Consider the following 14,652-nt stretch of genomic DNA (forward strand, 5'->3'; position numbering starts at 1 on the left):
GGACAGCGTGGCAATCCCCATCGCCAGGCTGTCGGGTGGTGTAGCGCAGCACTCCGGCCGACCCGGGAAGTATATCGGCTGCGGCACCGGGTTCCATGCGCCGTCGCATGGGCCGCGCTGGCACGCGCCTTGCAGAATTCATTCTGTGATTGTCACTGGCCGATCGCGCCGGGCACCCGCCCGCCGGCGGCGCCCACGCGTCCGCTGCGCGGGTCAGCCCTCGAAAGCGGGCAGGCGCGCCGGCACCAGGATGTTCTTGAGCGTCACGTAGCGGGGCAGGCCGTCGCGGCCATACGGCGGCGGGGCCTCGCCGCGGATCAGCGGCTCCAGGTACTGGCGCGCGGCGTCGGTGATGCCGTAGCCATCCTTGCGGATGAAGGCCTTGGGCATCTTCTTCTCGTGGTTGGCGATCCGGTCCAGCGGCGCGGCTTCGACCTTCCAGCGATAGGGCGCGTCGCTGGTGCGCGTGATCACCGGCATCACCGCGTTCATGCCCTTGAGCGCGTAGTCGACCGCGGCCTTGCCCACGGCCAGCGCCTGCGCCAAGTCGGTCTTCGAGGCCAGGTGGCGGGCCGAGCGCTGCAGGTAGTCGGGCAGGGTCCAGTGGACCTTGAGCTTGAGTTCGTCCTTGACCCGCCCGGCCAGGAAGGACGCGACGCCGCCCAGCTGGGTATGCCCGAACGAGTCCTTGCCGCCGCCGGCGTCGGCGACGAAACGCCCGTCGGCGGTCTGGATGCCCTCGCTGGCCACGACCACGCAGTAGCCCACGCGGTCGACCACCGCCTGCACGCGGCGCAGGAAGTCGGCCTCCACGTAGGGACGTTCGGGAAACAGGATCAGGTGCGGCGCGGCATCGGGGCCATTGCCGGCCAGGCCGCCGGCGGCGGCCAGCCAGCCGGCGTGGCGACCCATGGCCTCGTAGACGAAGACCTTGGTCGAGGTGTCGGCCATCGCCGCCACGTCCAGCGCACATTCGCGCACGCTCACCGCGGTGTACTTGGCGGCCGAGCCGAACCCGGGGCAGCAGTCGGTGACGGCCAGGTCGTTGTCCACCGTCTTGGGCACGCCCACGCAGGTCAGCGGATAGCCGTATTCGTCGGCCAGCTGGGAGACCTTGAGCGCGGTGTCGGCCGAATCGTTGCCGCCGTTGTAGAGGAACCAGCGCACGTCGTGCGCGCGCAGGACGTCGAGCAGGCGCTCGTAGCGCGGCCGGTCGGCATCGAGGGACTTGAGCTTCACCCGGCAGGAGCCGAAGGCGCCCCCCGGGGTATGGGCCAGCGCGGCGATGGCCGCGGCCGACTCGCGGGAGGTGTCGATGAGCTCCTCGCGCAGGGCGCCCAGGATGCCGTTGCGGGCGGCCAGGACCTTGACCTTGCGGGCCCGGGCGGTCTGGATCACGGCCGAGGCGGTGGCGTTGATGACGGCGGTGACACCGCCGGACTGCGCGTAGAGCAGGGTTCCCGAGGCCATGCGAATCAATGCTCCAGACTGGATGCGGTAAGCTGGCCGCCCCGTCCGGGCCGGGCGCGCAGACCTCTCTGGTCGGGTCCGGCCGCCGGGTGGCGTGCCGGGGCAGTGTAGCGCCGCGAGGCGCCAGGTCCTGTCATCCCGAGCGCGGTTCGGTCGGGGGTGTCCAGTCGGATGCGTCCATCGGGCACGTCCAGCGGGACTCCCGTCGGGCACGATCCAGTCGGGCAGTCGGGCACGATCCCGTGCACGATCCAGCCGGTGTACTGCACCGGTGTCCGGCGCCCCCCTGCGGAGCGCGCTGGGGATGACATAACCCAGGAGTGACGTTGATGCGATTGGTATTGCTCGGTGCCCCCGGTTCCGGCAAGGGCACGCAGGCCGCGAGGCTGAAGGACCACCTGCAGGTGCCGCACATTTCCACGGGCGACCTGCTGCGCGCCGAAGTGGCCGCCGGCAGCCGGCTGGGCCTGGAGGCCAAGGAAGTGATGGCGCGGGGCGAACTGGTCAGCGACGCCATCCTGCTGGGCATGCTCGAGGACCGCTTCTCGCGGCCGGACACCCACGGCGGCTTCATCCTGGACGGCTACCCCCGCAACCTGGCCCAGGCCGACGCCATGGGCAAGCTGCTGGAGCGCATCGGCCAGCCGATGGACTACGCCGTGCAGCTGGACGTGCCCACCGACCTGCTGGTCGAGCGCATCGCCGGCCGCGCCAAGGCCGAAGGCCGCGCCGACGACACCCCGGAATCGGTGCGCACTCGCCTGCAGGTGTACGACACCCAGACCGCGCCGGTCATCGACTACTACCGCCAGCACGGCCAGCTGACGGTCGTGAACGGCGTGGGCTCGCTCGACGACGTGTTCGCCCGCATCGTCGAGGCGATCGTGCCGGCGCACGAGGTGGGCTGAAGTCGGCGCCCGGCGGGTCGTTTCCGCCTCCGCTGTCCTGCCGAAACACCAGCGCCCCGGAAATCCCGGGGCGTTGTGCATTCGGGCTTCGGGCGCCGGCCTGCGCATTGGCTTGATCGGTGCCATCGATCTCGACGTCCGGAGAGTTTCGGGCAACTGGCGAGTGAGACCCGCACCTGAAAACGCGGGATGGAACGACCTGGGATGAGAAATCCCCGGAGGAAATCGGGGACAATCGCGGGATGAGCAGACTCCATATCCTGGGTATCGCCGGCACCTTCATGGGCGGCGTGGCGGCGTTGGCGCGCGAGATGGGCTTCGAGGTCGAAGGCAGCGACCAGAACATCTACCCCCCCATGTCCACCCAGCTGGAGCAGCTGGGCATCGCGCTGCGCCAGGGCTATGCGCCGGAGCACATCTCGGCGGACTGCGTCGACATCGTGGTCGGCAACGCGCTCTCGCGCGGCAACGCCGCCGTCGAGCAGGTCCTCGACGACGGCCGGCGCTACACCTCCGGCGCGCAGTGGCTGGCCGAACACGTGCTGCCGGGCCGCGAGACGCTGGCCGTGGCGGGCACGCACGGCAAGACCACGACCACCACCATCCTCACCTGGCTGCTCGAATCGGCCGGCCGCGCGCCCGGTTTCCTGATCGGCGGCGTGGCCGAGGATTTCGGGGTGTCGGCGCGCCGCGGCCAGGGCCGCGAGTTCGTGGTCGAGGCCGACGAGTACGACACCGCCTTCTTCGACAAGCGCAGCAAGTTCGTCCATTACCGGCCGGTGGTGGCGATCCTGAACAACCTGGAGTACGACCACGCCGACATCTTCCCGGACGTGGCCGCGATCCAGCGCCAGTTCCACCACCTGGTGCGCACGGTCCCGCGCCGCGGCCGCCTGATCGTCAACGGCGAGGACCGGCACCTGGCCGAAGTGCTCGCGATGGGCTGCTGGACGCCGGTGGAAACCTTCGGCCTGGATGCCAGCCTGTTGCCGCAGGCCGCCCAGCAGGAACTGCACGGCGACCGCGCCGATGCCGGCGCCGCCGCGCGCGCGCGGCCTTCCACTGGACGGCGCGCATGCTGCACGAGGATGGCAGCGCGTTCGTCGTCGTCCATGACGGCGTCGAGGTGGGTGAGGTGCACTGGCCGCTGCTGGGGCGGCACAACGTGATGAATGCCCTGGCCGCGCTCGCGGCCGCGAACGCGGTGGGCGTCGACGTGCGCACGGTGCTGCCGGCGCTGGAGCGTTTCCGCAGCGTCAAGCGGCGCATGGAAGTGATCGGGCAGGCCGACGGGATCACCGTCTACGACGACTTCGCCCACCATCCCACCGCCATCGCGACCACGCTGGCGGGCCTGCGCGCGAAAGTGGGCGACGCCCGGATCGTGGTGGCGATGGAACCGCGCAGCAACTCGATGCGCCTGGGCGCGCATGCCGACGCGCTGGCCCCTTCGCTGGACGGCGCCGACGCCGTGGTGTTCCTGCACCGGCCGGAACTGGCCTGGGACGCGGGCAAGGTCGTGGGCGGACTACGCGGCGAAGGCGTGGCCGCACCCGATGTCGACCGGCTGATCGCGCTGCTGCGCGAGCGCGTGCGGGCGGGCGACCATGTCGTGTTCATGTCCAACGGTGGTTTCGACGGCGCGCCGCGGCGGTTCCTGGCCGTGCTGCAGGGCTGAGGTGGCCTGCCCATTTTCCCGTCCCGACGGGCGGATGCCGTTGACGCGCGCGGGGACACGGCCGCGCGTACCGGGCGGGTAGACTCCGGCCATGGCCGATGAAACCCTCGGACTGTTTCCCCTGCACACCGTCCTGCTGCCCGGTGCCGCGCTGTCGCTGCGCGTGTTCGAGGCGCGCTACCTGGACCTGGTGCGCGAGTGCAGCCACCACGGCCGCGGCTTCGGCGTCTGTGTGATCCTGCAGGGCGAGGAAGTCGGCGCGCCTGCAGGCGCCGCGGCCTTCGGCACCGAAGCGGTGATCGAGGATTTCGGCCAGACCGACCAGGGCCTGCTCACGCTGCGCGTGCGCGGCGCGCGTCGCTTCCATGTCGAGCGCACGCGCGTGCGCGACAACGGCCTGCAGGTCGCGCAGGTGCGCTGGTGCGCGCCCGACGCCAGCGACGCCGTCAGCCCCGAGCACGGCCTGCTGCCGGTGCTGCTGGAGGCGATGGTGGAGAAGATCGGCGGCGAGCACGCGCGCGCGCCGCGCGCGGCGTTCGACGACGCGGCCTGGGTCGGCTGGCGCCTGGCCGAACTGCTGCCGCTGCACGACACGCAACGGCAGGCGCTGCTGCAGCTCGACGATCCGCATGCGCGGCTGGACCGGCTGCTGGAACTGGTGTCGTAGGACAGCCGCACCCGGCGGTCATTTGTGCGCACGGGGAAACACCGTGCAACCGCGAGGCGGGTCATCCAGCGAAGTGCCTGCGAACCGATCCTGGCACCCGCCGGGCGCGAACCTAATGCGTCCTCAGCCGCAGCACCGGCGCGCCGCCGTCGGGATGCGCGTTCTCGCGCGGGGCGAATGACTGCAGCGCCGCCCGGACCTGGGCATGCGCGTGGCCGTCGTCGGCCACCGGCAGCCACAGCGACGCGGTGTGCAGCGGCTTCTCGTACTGCAGCGTCTGCGCCGTGCCGATCCACAGCGGCGTGCCATCGGACAGGCGCGCCGGCGCGGGCCACAGGCGCAGGACCACCTGCTGGTTCGGGCGTCGCCCGGAGCGCAGGAACAGCAGGGCCTCCGGATGCGCGTCCAGGGTGGCCGGCAACACCACCTGGGTGATCGGCGGGGCGCTGACGTCGAGCAGGCCCAGGGTGTGCACCCAGTCCGCCTGCGGCTGGACGCGCCAGCCCTCGCCCTCCAGCGCACGCCGCAGCGGCGCCAGCGGGCCCGCCACCTGCACATCCAGCGCCCAGCGTCGACGGATGTCGCGTTCGTTGCGCTGCGGCGGGAGCGTGGCCCAGTCATGCTCCCACCACGCCTGCGCGGCGAGGGTCGTGGTCGGCGCGGCGGCGTGGAACTTGGCCAGCAGCCGGTCGGCGTGGCGCGGCGCGTGCCACAGCGCGGCGGCGACGAAGGTGGTGTAGAAGGCCCAGGCCAGCGGCCGCATCCAGAACGAGCGCACGAAGTGGCGGCGGTAGGCCAGGCCCAGCACCAGCAGCCACAGGATGCCGAACAAAGTCCCGCCGATGAGGTCGCTCGGCCAGTGCGCGCCCAAGTACAGGCGCGCGAAACCCACCACCGTGGTCAGCACGCCGGCGACCAGGTACGGCCACACGCGGTTGCGCCCCGGCAGTTCGCGCGCGATCAGCACCGCGAAGAATCCGAACACGATCGTCATCATGGTGACCGCCACCGACGGGAAGCCGAAGCCCTCCGGCGCGGTCGGCGGGCGTGGCATGTCGATGACCGCTTCCAGCAGCGAGGTGAACACCAGGCCGAACACGATCGCGCCGATCCAGTGCGCGGCGGCCATCCAGCGCTTGCGCCACAGCAGGTAAGCCAGCGCGACCAGGGCCGCGGGCCCCAGCACCTCGGCTTCGCCCAGGGTGGCCAGGCCCGCCATGAGCCGGTCGGCCAGCGGGTTGCGCACGCTCCACATGAACTCATGGACCGTGTGGTCCAGCGCCAGCGGGCCGCCATTGGCCAGCAACGAGGCCAGCAGGGTGAACCACAGCCAGCTGATGCCCAGCAGGCACACCGCCAGCACGACCAGCGACGGCGACTCGGGCCGGTTCGGGTCCACCAGCGCGATCACGTAGCGGCCCAGGCGCGGATGCGCGCGGGTCCAGCGCAGTGCGCGCGCCAGCAGGTTGTCGGCATGGCCGGCGAACCAGCGCCAGGTGTACATCACGCCGAGGAACACCAGCGCCACCGCCGCCACCAGTCCGCCCAGCACCAGCGCCAGCCGGTCGGCAACCGCGGCCACCGCGTCGTAGGACGCACCCAGGGCCCAGCCCGGCGCGAGGAACACCGCCGACCACAGCAGGCACGCCACCATGCTCGGCGGGATGTAGCGGCGCAGCGGCATGTGCACCATGCCGGCGATGGCGGGCACGAAGGGCCGCACGGCACCGATGAAGCGGGCAATGAAGATGCTCTGCATGCCCTTGCGGCGGAACAGCGCCTCGCTGCGATCCAGCCATTGCGGATACCGCGAGAACGGCCAGCGCTGGCGCAGCTGCACGCCCCAGCGGCGTCCCACCCAGAAGCTCACCGCATCCCCGCAGAACGCGCCCAGCGTGGCGGCGGCCAGCGCGTAGGGCCCGTTGACGTGCCCCAGTCCGATCATCGCGCCGATGGCGAACAACAGCGGCAAGGCGGGCACGAAGAAGCCCAGGATCACCACCGCGTCGCAGAACGCGATCAGGAACGTGACGGCACCGGCGGCGAAGGGATGCGCGTTGAGCCACGCAACGGCGCTGTCGATCCAGGTCGGTTCCATCGGCCGATTATGGGGGCGGTCCCGGAAAAACGAATGGCCCCGGCGACGTTTTTTCCCGCCGCCGGCGGCCGCGCGCGGCCCACCGCGTACACTGGCCCGATGTCGACGCACGCGCCCCCGGTCGCCACCACACCGCAGGAAGTCGCCGCGCTCAAGGCCGACAGCTTTGGCCGGATCGCCCTGATGCGCGGGCCCAAGGGCCTGTTCGTGCGACGGGACCTGGCGCACGTGCCGCCGTGGCTGCGCTTGCCAGCCTGGTGGCTGGCCCGCCGCGAGGCGCTGGCCCTGCGCCGCATCCATGGCATGCCGGCCACGCCGCAGTTGCTGGCCTGGACGGGCCGCGTGCTGGACCGCAGCTACCTGGAAGGTGCGGCGATGCACCTGCGTCCTCCGCGCGGCGATGTCGCCTATTTCCACCAGGCCCGCCGCCTGTTGCAGGAACTCCACCGCCGCGGGCTGGCCCACAACGACCTGGCCAAGGAAGCCAACTGGATGGTGCTGCCCGACGGCCGTCCCGCCCTGATCGACTTCCAGCTCGCCACCCGGGGCCACCCGCGCGCGCGCTGGATGCGGCTGCTGGCGCGCGAGGACCTGCGCCACCTGCTCAAGCACAAGCGCACCTACTGTCCACAGGCATTGACCGCGACCGACCGTCGCGTGCTCAAGCGCCATTCGTGGGTGCGCGAGGCCTGGTTCGCCACCGGCAAGCCGGTCTACCGGTTCATTACGCGCCGGGTGCTGAAGTGGGAAGACAACGAAGGACAGGGGCCGAAGGCCTGAAGGGCGAAGTGATGAAATACCTCCACACCATGCTTCGCGTCCGCGATCTCGACGCTTCGCTGCGCTTCTACTGCCAGGGGCTGGGCCTGATCGAGAAGCGGCGGATCGACAATCCGCAGGGCCGGTTCACCCTGGTCTTCCTGGCGGCGCCCGAGTCGCCCGACGCCGAGATCGAGCTGACCTGGAACTACGACGACGAGGACTACGGGAGCGCCCGCAATTTCGGCCACCTCGCCTTCCGCGTCGAGGACATCTACGCGACGTGCGCCCACCTGCAGGCGATGGGCTACACGATCAACCGGCCGCCCCGCGACGGGCACATGGCCTTCGTGCTCTCGCCCGACCTGGCCTCGGTGGAACTGCTGCAGGACGGCCACCTGCCGCCGGCGGAACCGTGGGCGTCCATGCCCAACACGGGTCGCTGGTAACCGCGCGCGGCGCACGCCGGGCGGGCCCAGACTCGCCCCTTGCCCGCACCGCTGCGACTCACGCGGCAAGGTGCGGCCGCCGTCGATGGGCGACAATGCGCGTCCCCCAGGAACGTCCATGTCCATGAGCCCCGCGCCCACGCCATCCGATCCCGCCGACCCTGCCAGCTCCGGTCCTGCCGGCTCCGGCTCTGGAGTGACTGCGTCCGCCGGCCTGTTCGCGCTGGGCGAACGCTATTACCTGCCGGTGTACCGGCCCCGGCGCGCCATCCTGGCGCGCGGCGAAGGCTCGCGGGTATGGGACCTGGACGGCCACGAATACGTGGATTTCGGCGCCGGCATCGCGGTCAACGCCTTGGGGCACGCGCATCCGGCGCTGGTGGCGGCGCTGACCGAGCAGGCCGGCCGGCTGTGGCACACCAGCAACGTCTTCGTCAGCGAACCGCCGCTGCGGCTCGCACAGGAACTGGTCGAAGCCTCGCGTTTCGCCGAACGCGTATTCCTGTGCAATTCCGGCACCGAAGCCAACGAGGCGGCGATCAAGCTCGTGCGCAAGTGGGCCAGCGCGCAGGGGCGCGAACCCGCGCGGCGCGTGGTGCTGAGCTTCGAAGGCAGTTTCCACGGCCGCACCCTGGCGGCAGTCACGGCCACCGCGCAACCCAAGTACCACGAGGGATTCGAACCGCTGCCGCCGGGTTTCCGCTACAGCCGCTTCAACGATCTCGACGCGGCGCGCGAAGCGATGGCGGCGGGCGACGTCTGCGCGGTGCTGGTCGAACCGGTCCAGGGCGAGGGCGGGGTGACCCCGGCCACGCGCGAGTTCCTGCAGGGCCTGCGCGCGCTGTGCGACGCCCACGGCGCGCTGCTGGTGTTCGACGAGATCCAGTGCGGCATGGGCCGCACGGGACAGTTGTTTGCCTGGCACGGCGACGAGTCCATGCCAGACGAGGTCAGGCCGGACGTGGTCACGCTGGCCAAGGCGCTGGGCGGCGGCTTTCCGATCGGGGCGATGCTGGTGGGCGAGAAGGCCGCGCAGACGCTGCAGTTCGGCGCGCATGGCACCACCTTCGGCGGCAACCCGCTGGCCGCCGCCGTGGCGCGTGCCGCGCTGCGCGAGCTGTCCTCGCCGGCCCTGCTGGCCAACGTGGCGCGGCAGTCAGCGGCGCTGCGTGCGGCGCTCGCCGGTATCGATGCGGAGCTGGGCCTGTTCGCGGAAGTGCGCGGTCGCGGGCTGATGCTCGGCGCGCAGCTGCGGCCGCGGTTCGCCGGTCGCGCCGCTGAAATCCTGGATCTGTGCGTCGCGGAGGGGCTGCTGTTGCTGCAGGCCGGCCCGGACGTGCTGCGCTTCGTGCCGGCGCTCAACATCGGCGATGCGGACATCGCCGAAGGCCTGCAGCGCCTGCGTGCCGCGCTGGGACGCTTCGTCGCCGGCTGAAAACGACCCGGCTGGCAGCAGTTTCCTGCTCGAAGCAGGCGCGCCGGGAGCGGCGCGCCCGCACCACCCTGCCTCAGCCGCGCACGAGCGCGAACGACTGCCGGGCGGCCTCGAGGGTGTGGGCGATTTCCGCCTCGCCATGCGCGCTGGACATGAAGCCGGCCTCGAATGCCGACGGCGCCAGGTACACGCCGCGTTCCAGCATCGCGTGGAAGAAGCGGTTGAAGCGCGCGGTGTCGGACTGCTTGGCCTGCTCGAAGGTTTCCACCGGCCCTTCGCGGAAGTACAGCCCGAACATGCCCGGCGCGCGCGTGGTGCTGAAGGCCACGCCCGCCTCGCGAGCCGCCGCTTCCAGTCCGTCGCACAGTGCGTGCGTGCTGCGTTCCAGCGCGTCGTGGAAGCCGGGGACGCGGATCAGGTCGAGCGTGGCCAGGCCGGCGGCCATCGCCACGGGATTGCCGCTGAGCGTGCCCGCCTGGTAGATCGGGCCGCTGGGCGCCACCTGGCTCATCAGGTCGCGGCGGCCGCCGTAGGCGCCCACCGGCATGCCACCGCCGATGATCTTGCCGAAGGTCGACAGGTCGGGCGTGATGCCGTAAAGCGCCTGCGCGCCGCCCAGGGCCACGCGGAAGCCGGTCATCACTTCGTCGAAGATCAGCACCGTTCCGTGCCGCGTGCACAGCGCGCGCAGGTGCTGCAGGTAGCCATCGCGCGGCAGGATGCAGTTGGCGTTGCCGACGATCGGTTCGATGATCAGGCCGGCGATGTCGCCACCGACTTCATCGAACAGCCTGGTGGCGGCGTCGAAGTCGTTGTAGGGCAGGGTGAGGGTAAGGTCGGCCAGTGCCGCCGGCACGCCGGGCGAATTGGGCAGGCCGAGTGTCATCACGCCACTGCCGGCCTTCACCAGGAAGCTGTCGCCGTGGCCGTGGTAGCAGCCCTCGAACTTCACGATGCGCGTGCGGCCGGTGGCGCCGCGTGCGACGCGGATCGCCGACAGCGTGGCCTCGGTGCCCGAGTTCACCATGCGCACCATCTCGCAGCTGGGCACGATGGTCGTGATGGCCTCGGCCATCGTCACTTCCAGCGCGTTGGGCACGCCGAAGCTCAGGCCGTCGCGCATGGTGCGCGCCACCGCGTCGAGCACTTCCGGGCGGGCGTGGCCGGCGATCATCGGGCCCCAGGAGCCGACGTAGTCCACGTACGCGTTGCCGTCGACGTCGAAGATGTGCGCGCCCAGCGCGCGCTGCGCGAAGAACGGCTCGCCGCCCACCGACTTGAACGCGCGCACGGGCGAATTGACCCCGCCGGGGATCAGTTCGCGGGCGCGGGTGAAGAGGTCGTGCGAGCGTGCATTGTTCATCGGGTCACTTCGGGAAGAGGGAAAGGTAGGCGCGGGTGGCCGCCGCCGGATCGGGGTCGTCGAACAGGCCGCTGATCACGGCGACCAGGTCGGCGCCGGCGGCGATCAGGGGCGCCGCATTGTCCGGGGTGATGCCGCCGATCGCCACCCGCGGCACGCCCAGCGCGGCGGCTTCGCCCAGGATGGAAACCGGCGCGGGTGGGGCGCCCGGCTTGGTCGTGGAGGGGTGGAACGCACCGAAGGCCACGTAGTCGGCGCCGGCGAACACGGCCTGGCGGGCCAGGCGCAGGTCGGCATAGCAGGAGGCGCCGATGATGGCCTCGGGGCCCAGTTCATGCCGCGCGAGCGCCACCTCGCCGTCGTCGCTGCCCAGGTGCACGCCGTCGGCGCCGATGGCGGCCGCCAGCGCCCAGTCGTCGTTGACGATGAGCGGGACGCCCAGGCCCCGGCACAACGCCTGCAGCGTGATGGCCTGCTCGGCGCGCAGATCCTCGTGGGCACTCTTGTTGCGGTATTGCAGCCAGGTCGCCCCGGCCCGGAGCACCGGCTCCACCCTTGCGAGCAGGCGGTGGGTGTCGGGTTCATCCGGGGTGATGGCGTACAAGCCGCGGCGAGGCCATCTCGCATTCATGCTTGAGCATCCTCCTTCCGAGCGGGACAATGCCGGTCCCGCAGTATGCGCACGAATCATTATCGACCCATGAGCGAAGTTGCCGCGACCACTGTCTACCGCACCTGGATGTGCGTTGTCTGCGGCTTTGTCTACGACGAGGCCAAGGGCCTGCCGGAAGAAGGCATCGCACCGGGCACGCGCTGGGACGACATCCCCGATACCTGGACCTGCCCGGACTGCGGCGTGACCAAGGACGACTTCGAGATGATGGAAGTCTGAGGTCGTATCAGGGGCCGCCGCCGATGCCCGGCCCCAGCGTGAGGACCATCCCTTCGCTGAGATTCATGCGCTCGGCCTGGCCGGCGTTGAGTTCCAGCACGTAGCGCGCCGGCGCATTGCTCGGGTATGGCGGGCAGCCGTTGCCCAGCGCGCAGGGCGGCACATCGCGCTGCTGCGAGACCAGCCGCAGCTGGCTGTCGAAGTACAGGATGTCCAGCGGGATGTGCGTGTTCTTCATCCAGTAGGCCTGCGGCTCCTCGCTTTCGTGCACGAACAGCATGCCGTGGTCGGCCGCCAGTTCGTCGCGGAACATCAGCCCACGCTCGCGTTCGCTCTCGTCGTCGGCCACTTCCACCGAATACCGCTGCCCGGCCAGTTCCACCCAGGACGCGGCGCTGGTGGCGCAACCGGCAAGCAGCCAGCAGGCGGCGAGGGCGAGACCGGAACGCGCGAACGACAGGGGCATCGTGTTTTTCTCCTTGGTGGCGGGGCGGGAGGACCATCGGCGAGGCCGCCGGCGGACGTCAAGTCGAAAAAATTTTCGCAGACCCCTTCCAAATCCGATTGTGCGTGTGCACAATGCGCGCCCCGCTGATCGGGACGCCCTGAGGGGCTGAACGGGAGGCGGGGGCGGCGGTAAGAAAGGGTGTTTGAAGGTGTTGACGGCCCTGAAAATCGCTGTATGATGTGCGGCTCCCTCGGGCACTTTGGTGCGGCGGGGTGGAGCGAAAAAGGGGTGAGGCGCTGAGGCCGATCCTGCAGATCTTTGACAGTGTGCGCAGGTAACTTGTGCGGACGTCTGGCCGGTGGAAACTGTCCATAAGCAGACGTTCGTAACAGAGCAACAAATGAATCAAATGCAGAAATGCAAGCGAGTAATTTGAGTTCTGGAACGGGCTCTGCATTCAAAAGATTGGATCTTCGGATCCTGTAATTTTAAGTGAAGAGTTTGATCCTGGCTCAGAGTGAACGCTGGCGGCAGGCCTAACACATGCAAGTCGAGCGGCAGCGCGGGGGCAACCCTGGCGGCGAGCGGCGGACGGGTGAGGAATGCGTCGGAATCTGCCTTTTTGTGGGGGATAACGTAGGGAAACTTACGCTAATACCGCATACGACCTACGGGTGAAAGTGGGGGACCTTCGGGCCTCACGCAGAGAGATGAGCCGACGCCGGATTAGCTAGTTGGCGGGGTAAAGGCCCACCAAGGCGACGATCCGTAGCTGGTCTGAGAGGATGATCAGCCACACTGGAACTGAGACACGGTCCAGACTCCTACGGGAGGCAGCAGTGGGGAATATTGGACAATGGGCGCAAGCCTGATCCAGCCATGCCGCGTGTGTGAAGAAGGCCTTCGGGTTGTAAAGCACTTTTGTCCGGAAAGAAAAGCCTAGGGTTAATACCCTTGGGTTATGACGGTACCGGAAGAATAAGCACCGGCTAACTTCGTGCCAGCAGCCGCGGTAATACGAAGGGTGCAAGCGTTACTCGGAATTACTGGGCGTAAAGCGTGCGTAGGTGGTTCGTTAAGTCTGATGTGAAAGCCCCGGCTCAACAGGAATGGCATTGGATACTGGCGACCTAGAGTGCGGTAGAGGGTGGCGGAATTCCCGGTGTAGCAGTGAAATGCGTAGATATCGGGAGGAACATCCGTGGCGAAGGCGGCCACCTGGACCAGCACTGACACTGAGGCACGAAAGCGTGGGGAGCAAACAGGATTAGATACCCTGGTAGTCCACGCCCTAAACGATGCGAACTGGATGTTGGGTGCAACTTGGCACTCAGTATCGAAGCTAACGCGTTAAGTTCGCCGCCTGGGAAGTACGGTCGCAAGACTGAAACTCAAAGGAATTGACGGGGGCCCGCACAAGCGGTGGAGTATGTGGTTTAATTCGATGCAACGCGAAGAACCTTACCTGGCCTTGACATGTCTGGAATCCTTTAGAGATAGAGGAGTGCCTTCGGGAACCAGAACACAGGTGCTGCATGGCTGTCGTCAGCTCGTGTCGTGAGATGTTGGGTTAAGTCCCGCAACGAGCGCAACCCTTGTCCTTAGTTGCCAGCACGTAATGGTGGGAACTCTAAGGAGACCGCCGGTGACAAACCGGAGGAAGGTGGGGATGACGTCAAGTCATCATGGCCCTTACGGCCAGGGCTACACACGTACTACAATGGGAAGGACAGAGGGCTGCAATCCCGCGAGGGTGAGCCAATCCCAGAAACCTTCTCTCAGTCCGGATTGGAGTCTGCAACTCGACTCCATGAAGTCGGAATCGCTAGTAATCGCAGATCAGCATTGCTGCGGTGAATACGTTCCCGGGCCTTGTACACACCGCCCGTCACACCATGGGAGTTTGTTGCACCAGAAGCAGGTAGCTTAACCTTCGGGAGGGCGCTTGCCACGGTGTGGCCGATGACTGGGGTGAAGTCGTAACAAGGTAGCCGTATCGGAAGGTGCGGCTGGATCACCTCCTTTAGAGACTAAAGACAGGCCAAGCCTGTCAGGCGTCCGCACAAGTGACCTGCATTCAAAGTTCCCGGTGGGGCATCTCACTGCGGGAGCGTCCCGTTTCGCGATGGGGCTTTAGCTCAGCTGGGAGAGCACCTGCTTTGCAAGCAGGGGTCGTCGGTTCGATCCCGACAAGCTCCACCACACCAGTTGGGCCCGATTTTTGGGTCTGTAGCTCAGGTGGTTAGAGCGCACCCCTGATAAGGGTGAGGCCGGTGGTTCGAGTCCTCCCAGACCCACCACTCCCGACGTGAACTTTGAACTGCGCACACATGAAGATTTGAAGCGGATGCGGCGTTGAGGCCGGATTCGCGTTCTTTGAAAATTGGGAATGTAGCGAGCGTTCTGAGACAATCGGTCTACAGACGTGTCGTGAGGCTAAGGCGGGACCCCGCGCGCAAGCGTGAGAGGTCCTAACATTTGAAAT

General features: G+C 68.5%; 11 protein-coding genes, 2 tRNA genes, 1 rRNA gene and 1 pseudogene. 10 read left to right on the forward strand and 5 right to left on the reverse strand.

What is annotated here, in order from left to right; translation table 11 throughout:
- Nucleotides 1-213: 213 nt before the first annotated feature.
- On the reverse strand, nucleotides 214-1,470 hold the full coding sequence (locus I8J32_RS06565; protein ID WP_200616055.1) for a 6-phosphofructokinase: 1,257 nt from the start codon (nucleotides 1,468-1,470) through the stop codon (nucleotides 214-216).
- Between the two features lie 329 nt (nucleotides 1,471-1,799).
- Here I8J32_RS06565 and I8J32_RS06570 point away from each other — a divergent pair, with 329 nt between their 5' ends.
- The 3 genes and pseudogenes from I8J32_RS06570 to I8J32_RS06580 all read left to right on the forward strand — a co-directional run bounded on the left by I8J32_RS06570 (nucleotide 1,800) and on the right by I8J32_RS06580 (nucleotide 4,723).
- A complete protein-coding gene (locus I8J32_RS06570; RefSeq protein WP_200616054.1) occupies nucleotides 1,800-2,378 on the forward strand; it encodes an adenylate kinase in 579 nt (192 codons plus the stop codon).
- Nucleotides 2,379-2,620: 242 nt separating this feature from the next.
- Nucleotides 2,621-4,056, forward strand: a pseudogene (locus I8J32_RS06575) (Mur ligase family protein).
- A gap of 91 nt (nucleotides 4,057-4,147) precedes the next feature.
- The gene (locus I8J32_RS06580) at nucleotides 4,148-4,723 is read left to right on the forward strand and encodes an LON peptidase substrate-binding domain-containing protein (protein ID WP_200616052.1); all 576 of its coding nucleotides are present in this window, start codon (nucleotides 4,148-4,150) and stop codon (nucleotides 4,721-4,723) included.
- A 112-nt stretch (nucleotides 4,724-4,835) separates the two neighbouring features.
- On the opposite strand, the gene I8J32_RS06585 is transcribed toward I8J32_RS06580, so the two are convergent.
- Nucleotides 4,836-6,821: a bifunctional DedA family/phosphatase PAP2 family protein gene (locus I8J32_RS06585; RefSeq protein WP_207526833.1), complete on the reverse strand. Its 1,986-nt coding sequence runs from the start codon at nucleotides 6,819-6,821 to the stop codon at nucleotides 4,836-4,838.
- 99 nt (nucleotides 6,822-6,920) lie between these two features.
- Between I8J32_RS06585 and I8J32_RS06590 the strand changes: the two genes are divergently transcribed.
- The 3 genes from I8J32_RS06590 to I8J32_RS06600 all read left to right on the forward strand — a co-directional run bounded on the left by I8J32_RS06590 (nucleotide 6,921) and on the right by I8J32_RS06600 (nucleotide 9,464).
- A complete protein-coding gene (locus I8J32_RS06590) occupies nucleotides 6,921-7,601 on the forward strand; it encodes a protein kinase family protein (protein ID WP_200616050.1) in 681 nt (226 codons plus the stop codon).
- A gap of 11 nt (nucleotides 7,602-7,612) precedes the next feature.
- The gene (locus I8J32_RS06595; protein ID WP_200616049.1) at nucleotides 7,613-8,029 is read left to right on the forward strand and encodes a VOC family protein; all 417 of its coding nucleotides are present in this window, start codon (nucleotides 7,613-7,615) and stop codon (nucleotides 8,027-8,029) included.
- A gap of 196 nt (nucleotides 8,030-8,225) precedes the next feature.
- The gene (locus I8J32_RS06600) at nucleotides 8,226-9,464 is read left to right on the forward strand and encodes an acetylornithine/succinylornithine family transaminase (RefSeq protein ID WP_245156441.1); all 1,239 of its coding nucleotides are present in this window, start codon (nucleotides 8,226-8,228) and stop codon (nucleotides 9,462-9,464) included.
- A 73-nt stretch (nucleotides 9,465-9,537) separates the two neighbouring features.
- On the opposite strand, the gene hemL is transcribed toward I8J32_RS06600, so the two are convergent.
- Together hemL and thiE are read right to left on the reverse strand one after the other, a co-directional pair.
- A complete protein-coding gene (hemL, locus tag I8J32_RS06605; protein WP_200616048.1) occupies nucleotides 9,538-10,827 on the reverse strand; it encodes a glutamate-1-semialdehyde 2,1-aminomutase in 1,290 nt (429 codons plus the stop codon).
- 4 nt (nucleotides 10,828-10,831) lie between these two features.
- Entirely contained in the window at nucleotides 10,832-11,458 is a 627-nt protein-coding gene (gene thiE, locus I8J32_RS06610) for a thiamine phosphate synthase (protein WP_200616047.1), read from the reverse strand.
- 45 nt (nucleotides 11,459-11,503) lie between these two features.
- Between thiE and I8J32_RS06615 the strand changes: the two genes are divergently transcribed.
- A complete protein-coding gene (locus tag I8J32_RS06615; RefSeq protein WP_245156442.1) occupies nucleotides 11,504-11,719 on the forward strand; it encodes a rubredoxin in 216 nt (71 codons plus the stop codon).
- A 7-nt stretch (nucleotides 11,720-11,726) separates the two neighbouring features.
- Here I8J32_RS06615 and I8J32_RS06620 read toward each other — a convergent pair whose 3' ends face one another.
- Nucleotides 11,727-12,179, reverse strand: coding sequence for a DUF192 domain-containing protein (locus tag I8J32_RS06620; protein ID WP_407061018.1), 453 nt, complete (start codon nucleotides 12,177-12,179; stop codon nucleotides 11,727-11,729).
- Nucleotides 12,180-12,656: 477 nt separating this feature from the next.
- On the opposite strand from I8J32_RS06620, the gene I8J32_RS06625 reads away from it, so the two are divergent.
- From I8J32_RS06625 to I8J32_RS06635, 3 genes are all read left to right on the forward strand, one after another.
- Nucleotides 12,657-14,192 (forward strand): 16S ribosomal RNA (locus I8J32_RS06625).
- A 102-nt stretch (nucleotides 14,193-14,294) separates the two neighbouring features.
- A tRNA-Ala gene (locus tag I8J32_RS06630) sits at nucleotides 14,295-14,369 on the forward strand.
- A gap of 21 nt (nucleotides 14,370-14,390) precedes the next feature.
- Nucleotides 14,391-14,467: transfer RNA gene (locus tag I8J32_RS06635), tRNA-Ile, on the forward strand.
- The last annotated feature ends 185 nt before the right edge of the window (nucleotides 14,468-14,652 follow it).

Origin of the sequence: Lysobacter solisilvae (assembly GCF_016613535.2) — a bacterium.
Lineage (GTDB): Bacteria > Pseudomonadota > Gammaproteobacteria > Xanthomonadales > Xanthomonadaceae > Agrilutibacter > Agrilutibacter solisilvae.

Coding starts and splice junctions, on each gene's coding strand:
- I8J32_RS06565 (WP_200616055.1), bottom strand. CDS start 1,470: ATGGCCTCGGGAACCCTGCTCTACGCGCAGTCCGGCGGTGTCACCGCC.
- I8J32_RS06570 (WP_200616054.1), top strand. CDS start 1,800: ATGCGATTGGTATTGCTCGGTGCCCCCGGTTCCGGCAAGGGCACGCAG.
- I8J32_RS06580 (WP_200616052.1), top strand. CDS start 4,148: ATGGCCGATGAAACCCTCGGACTGTTTCCCCTGCACACCGTCCTGCTG.
- I8J32_RS06585 (WP_207526833.1), bottom strand. CDS start 6,821: ATGGAACCGACCTGGATCGACAGCGCCGTTGCGTGGCTCAACGCGCAT.
- I8J32_RS06590 (WP_200616050.1), top strand. CDS start 6,921: ATGTCGACGCACGCGCCCCCGGTCGCCACCACACCGCAGGAAGTCGCC.
- I8J32_RS06595 (WP_200616049.1), top strand. CDS start 7,613: ATGAAATACCTCCACACCATGCTTCGCGTCCGCGATCTCGACGCTTCG.
- hemL (WP_200616048.1), bottom strand. CDS start 10,827: ATGAACAATGCACGCTCGCACGACCTCTTCACCCGCGCCCGCGAACTG.
- thiE (WP_200616047.1), bottom strand. CDS start 11,458: ATGAATGCGAGATGGCCTCGCCGCGGCTTGTACGCCATCACCCCGGAT.
- I8J32_RS06615 (WP_245156442.1), top strand. CDS start 11,504: ATGCGCACGAATCATTATCGACCCATGAGCGAAGTTGCCGCGACCACT.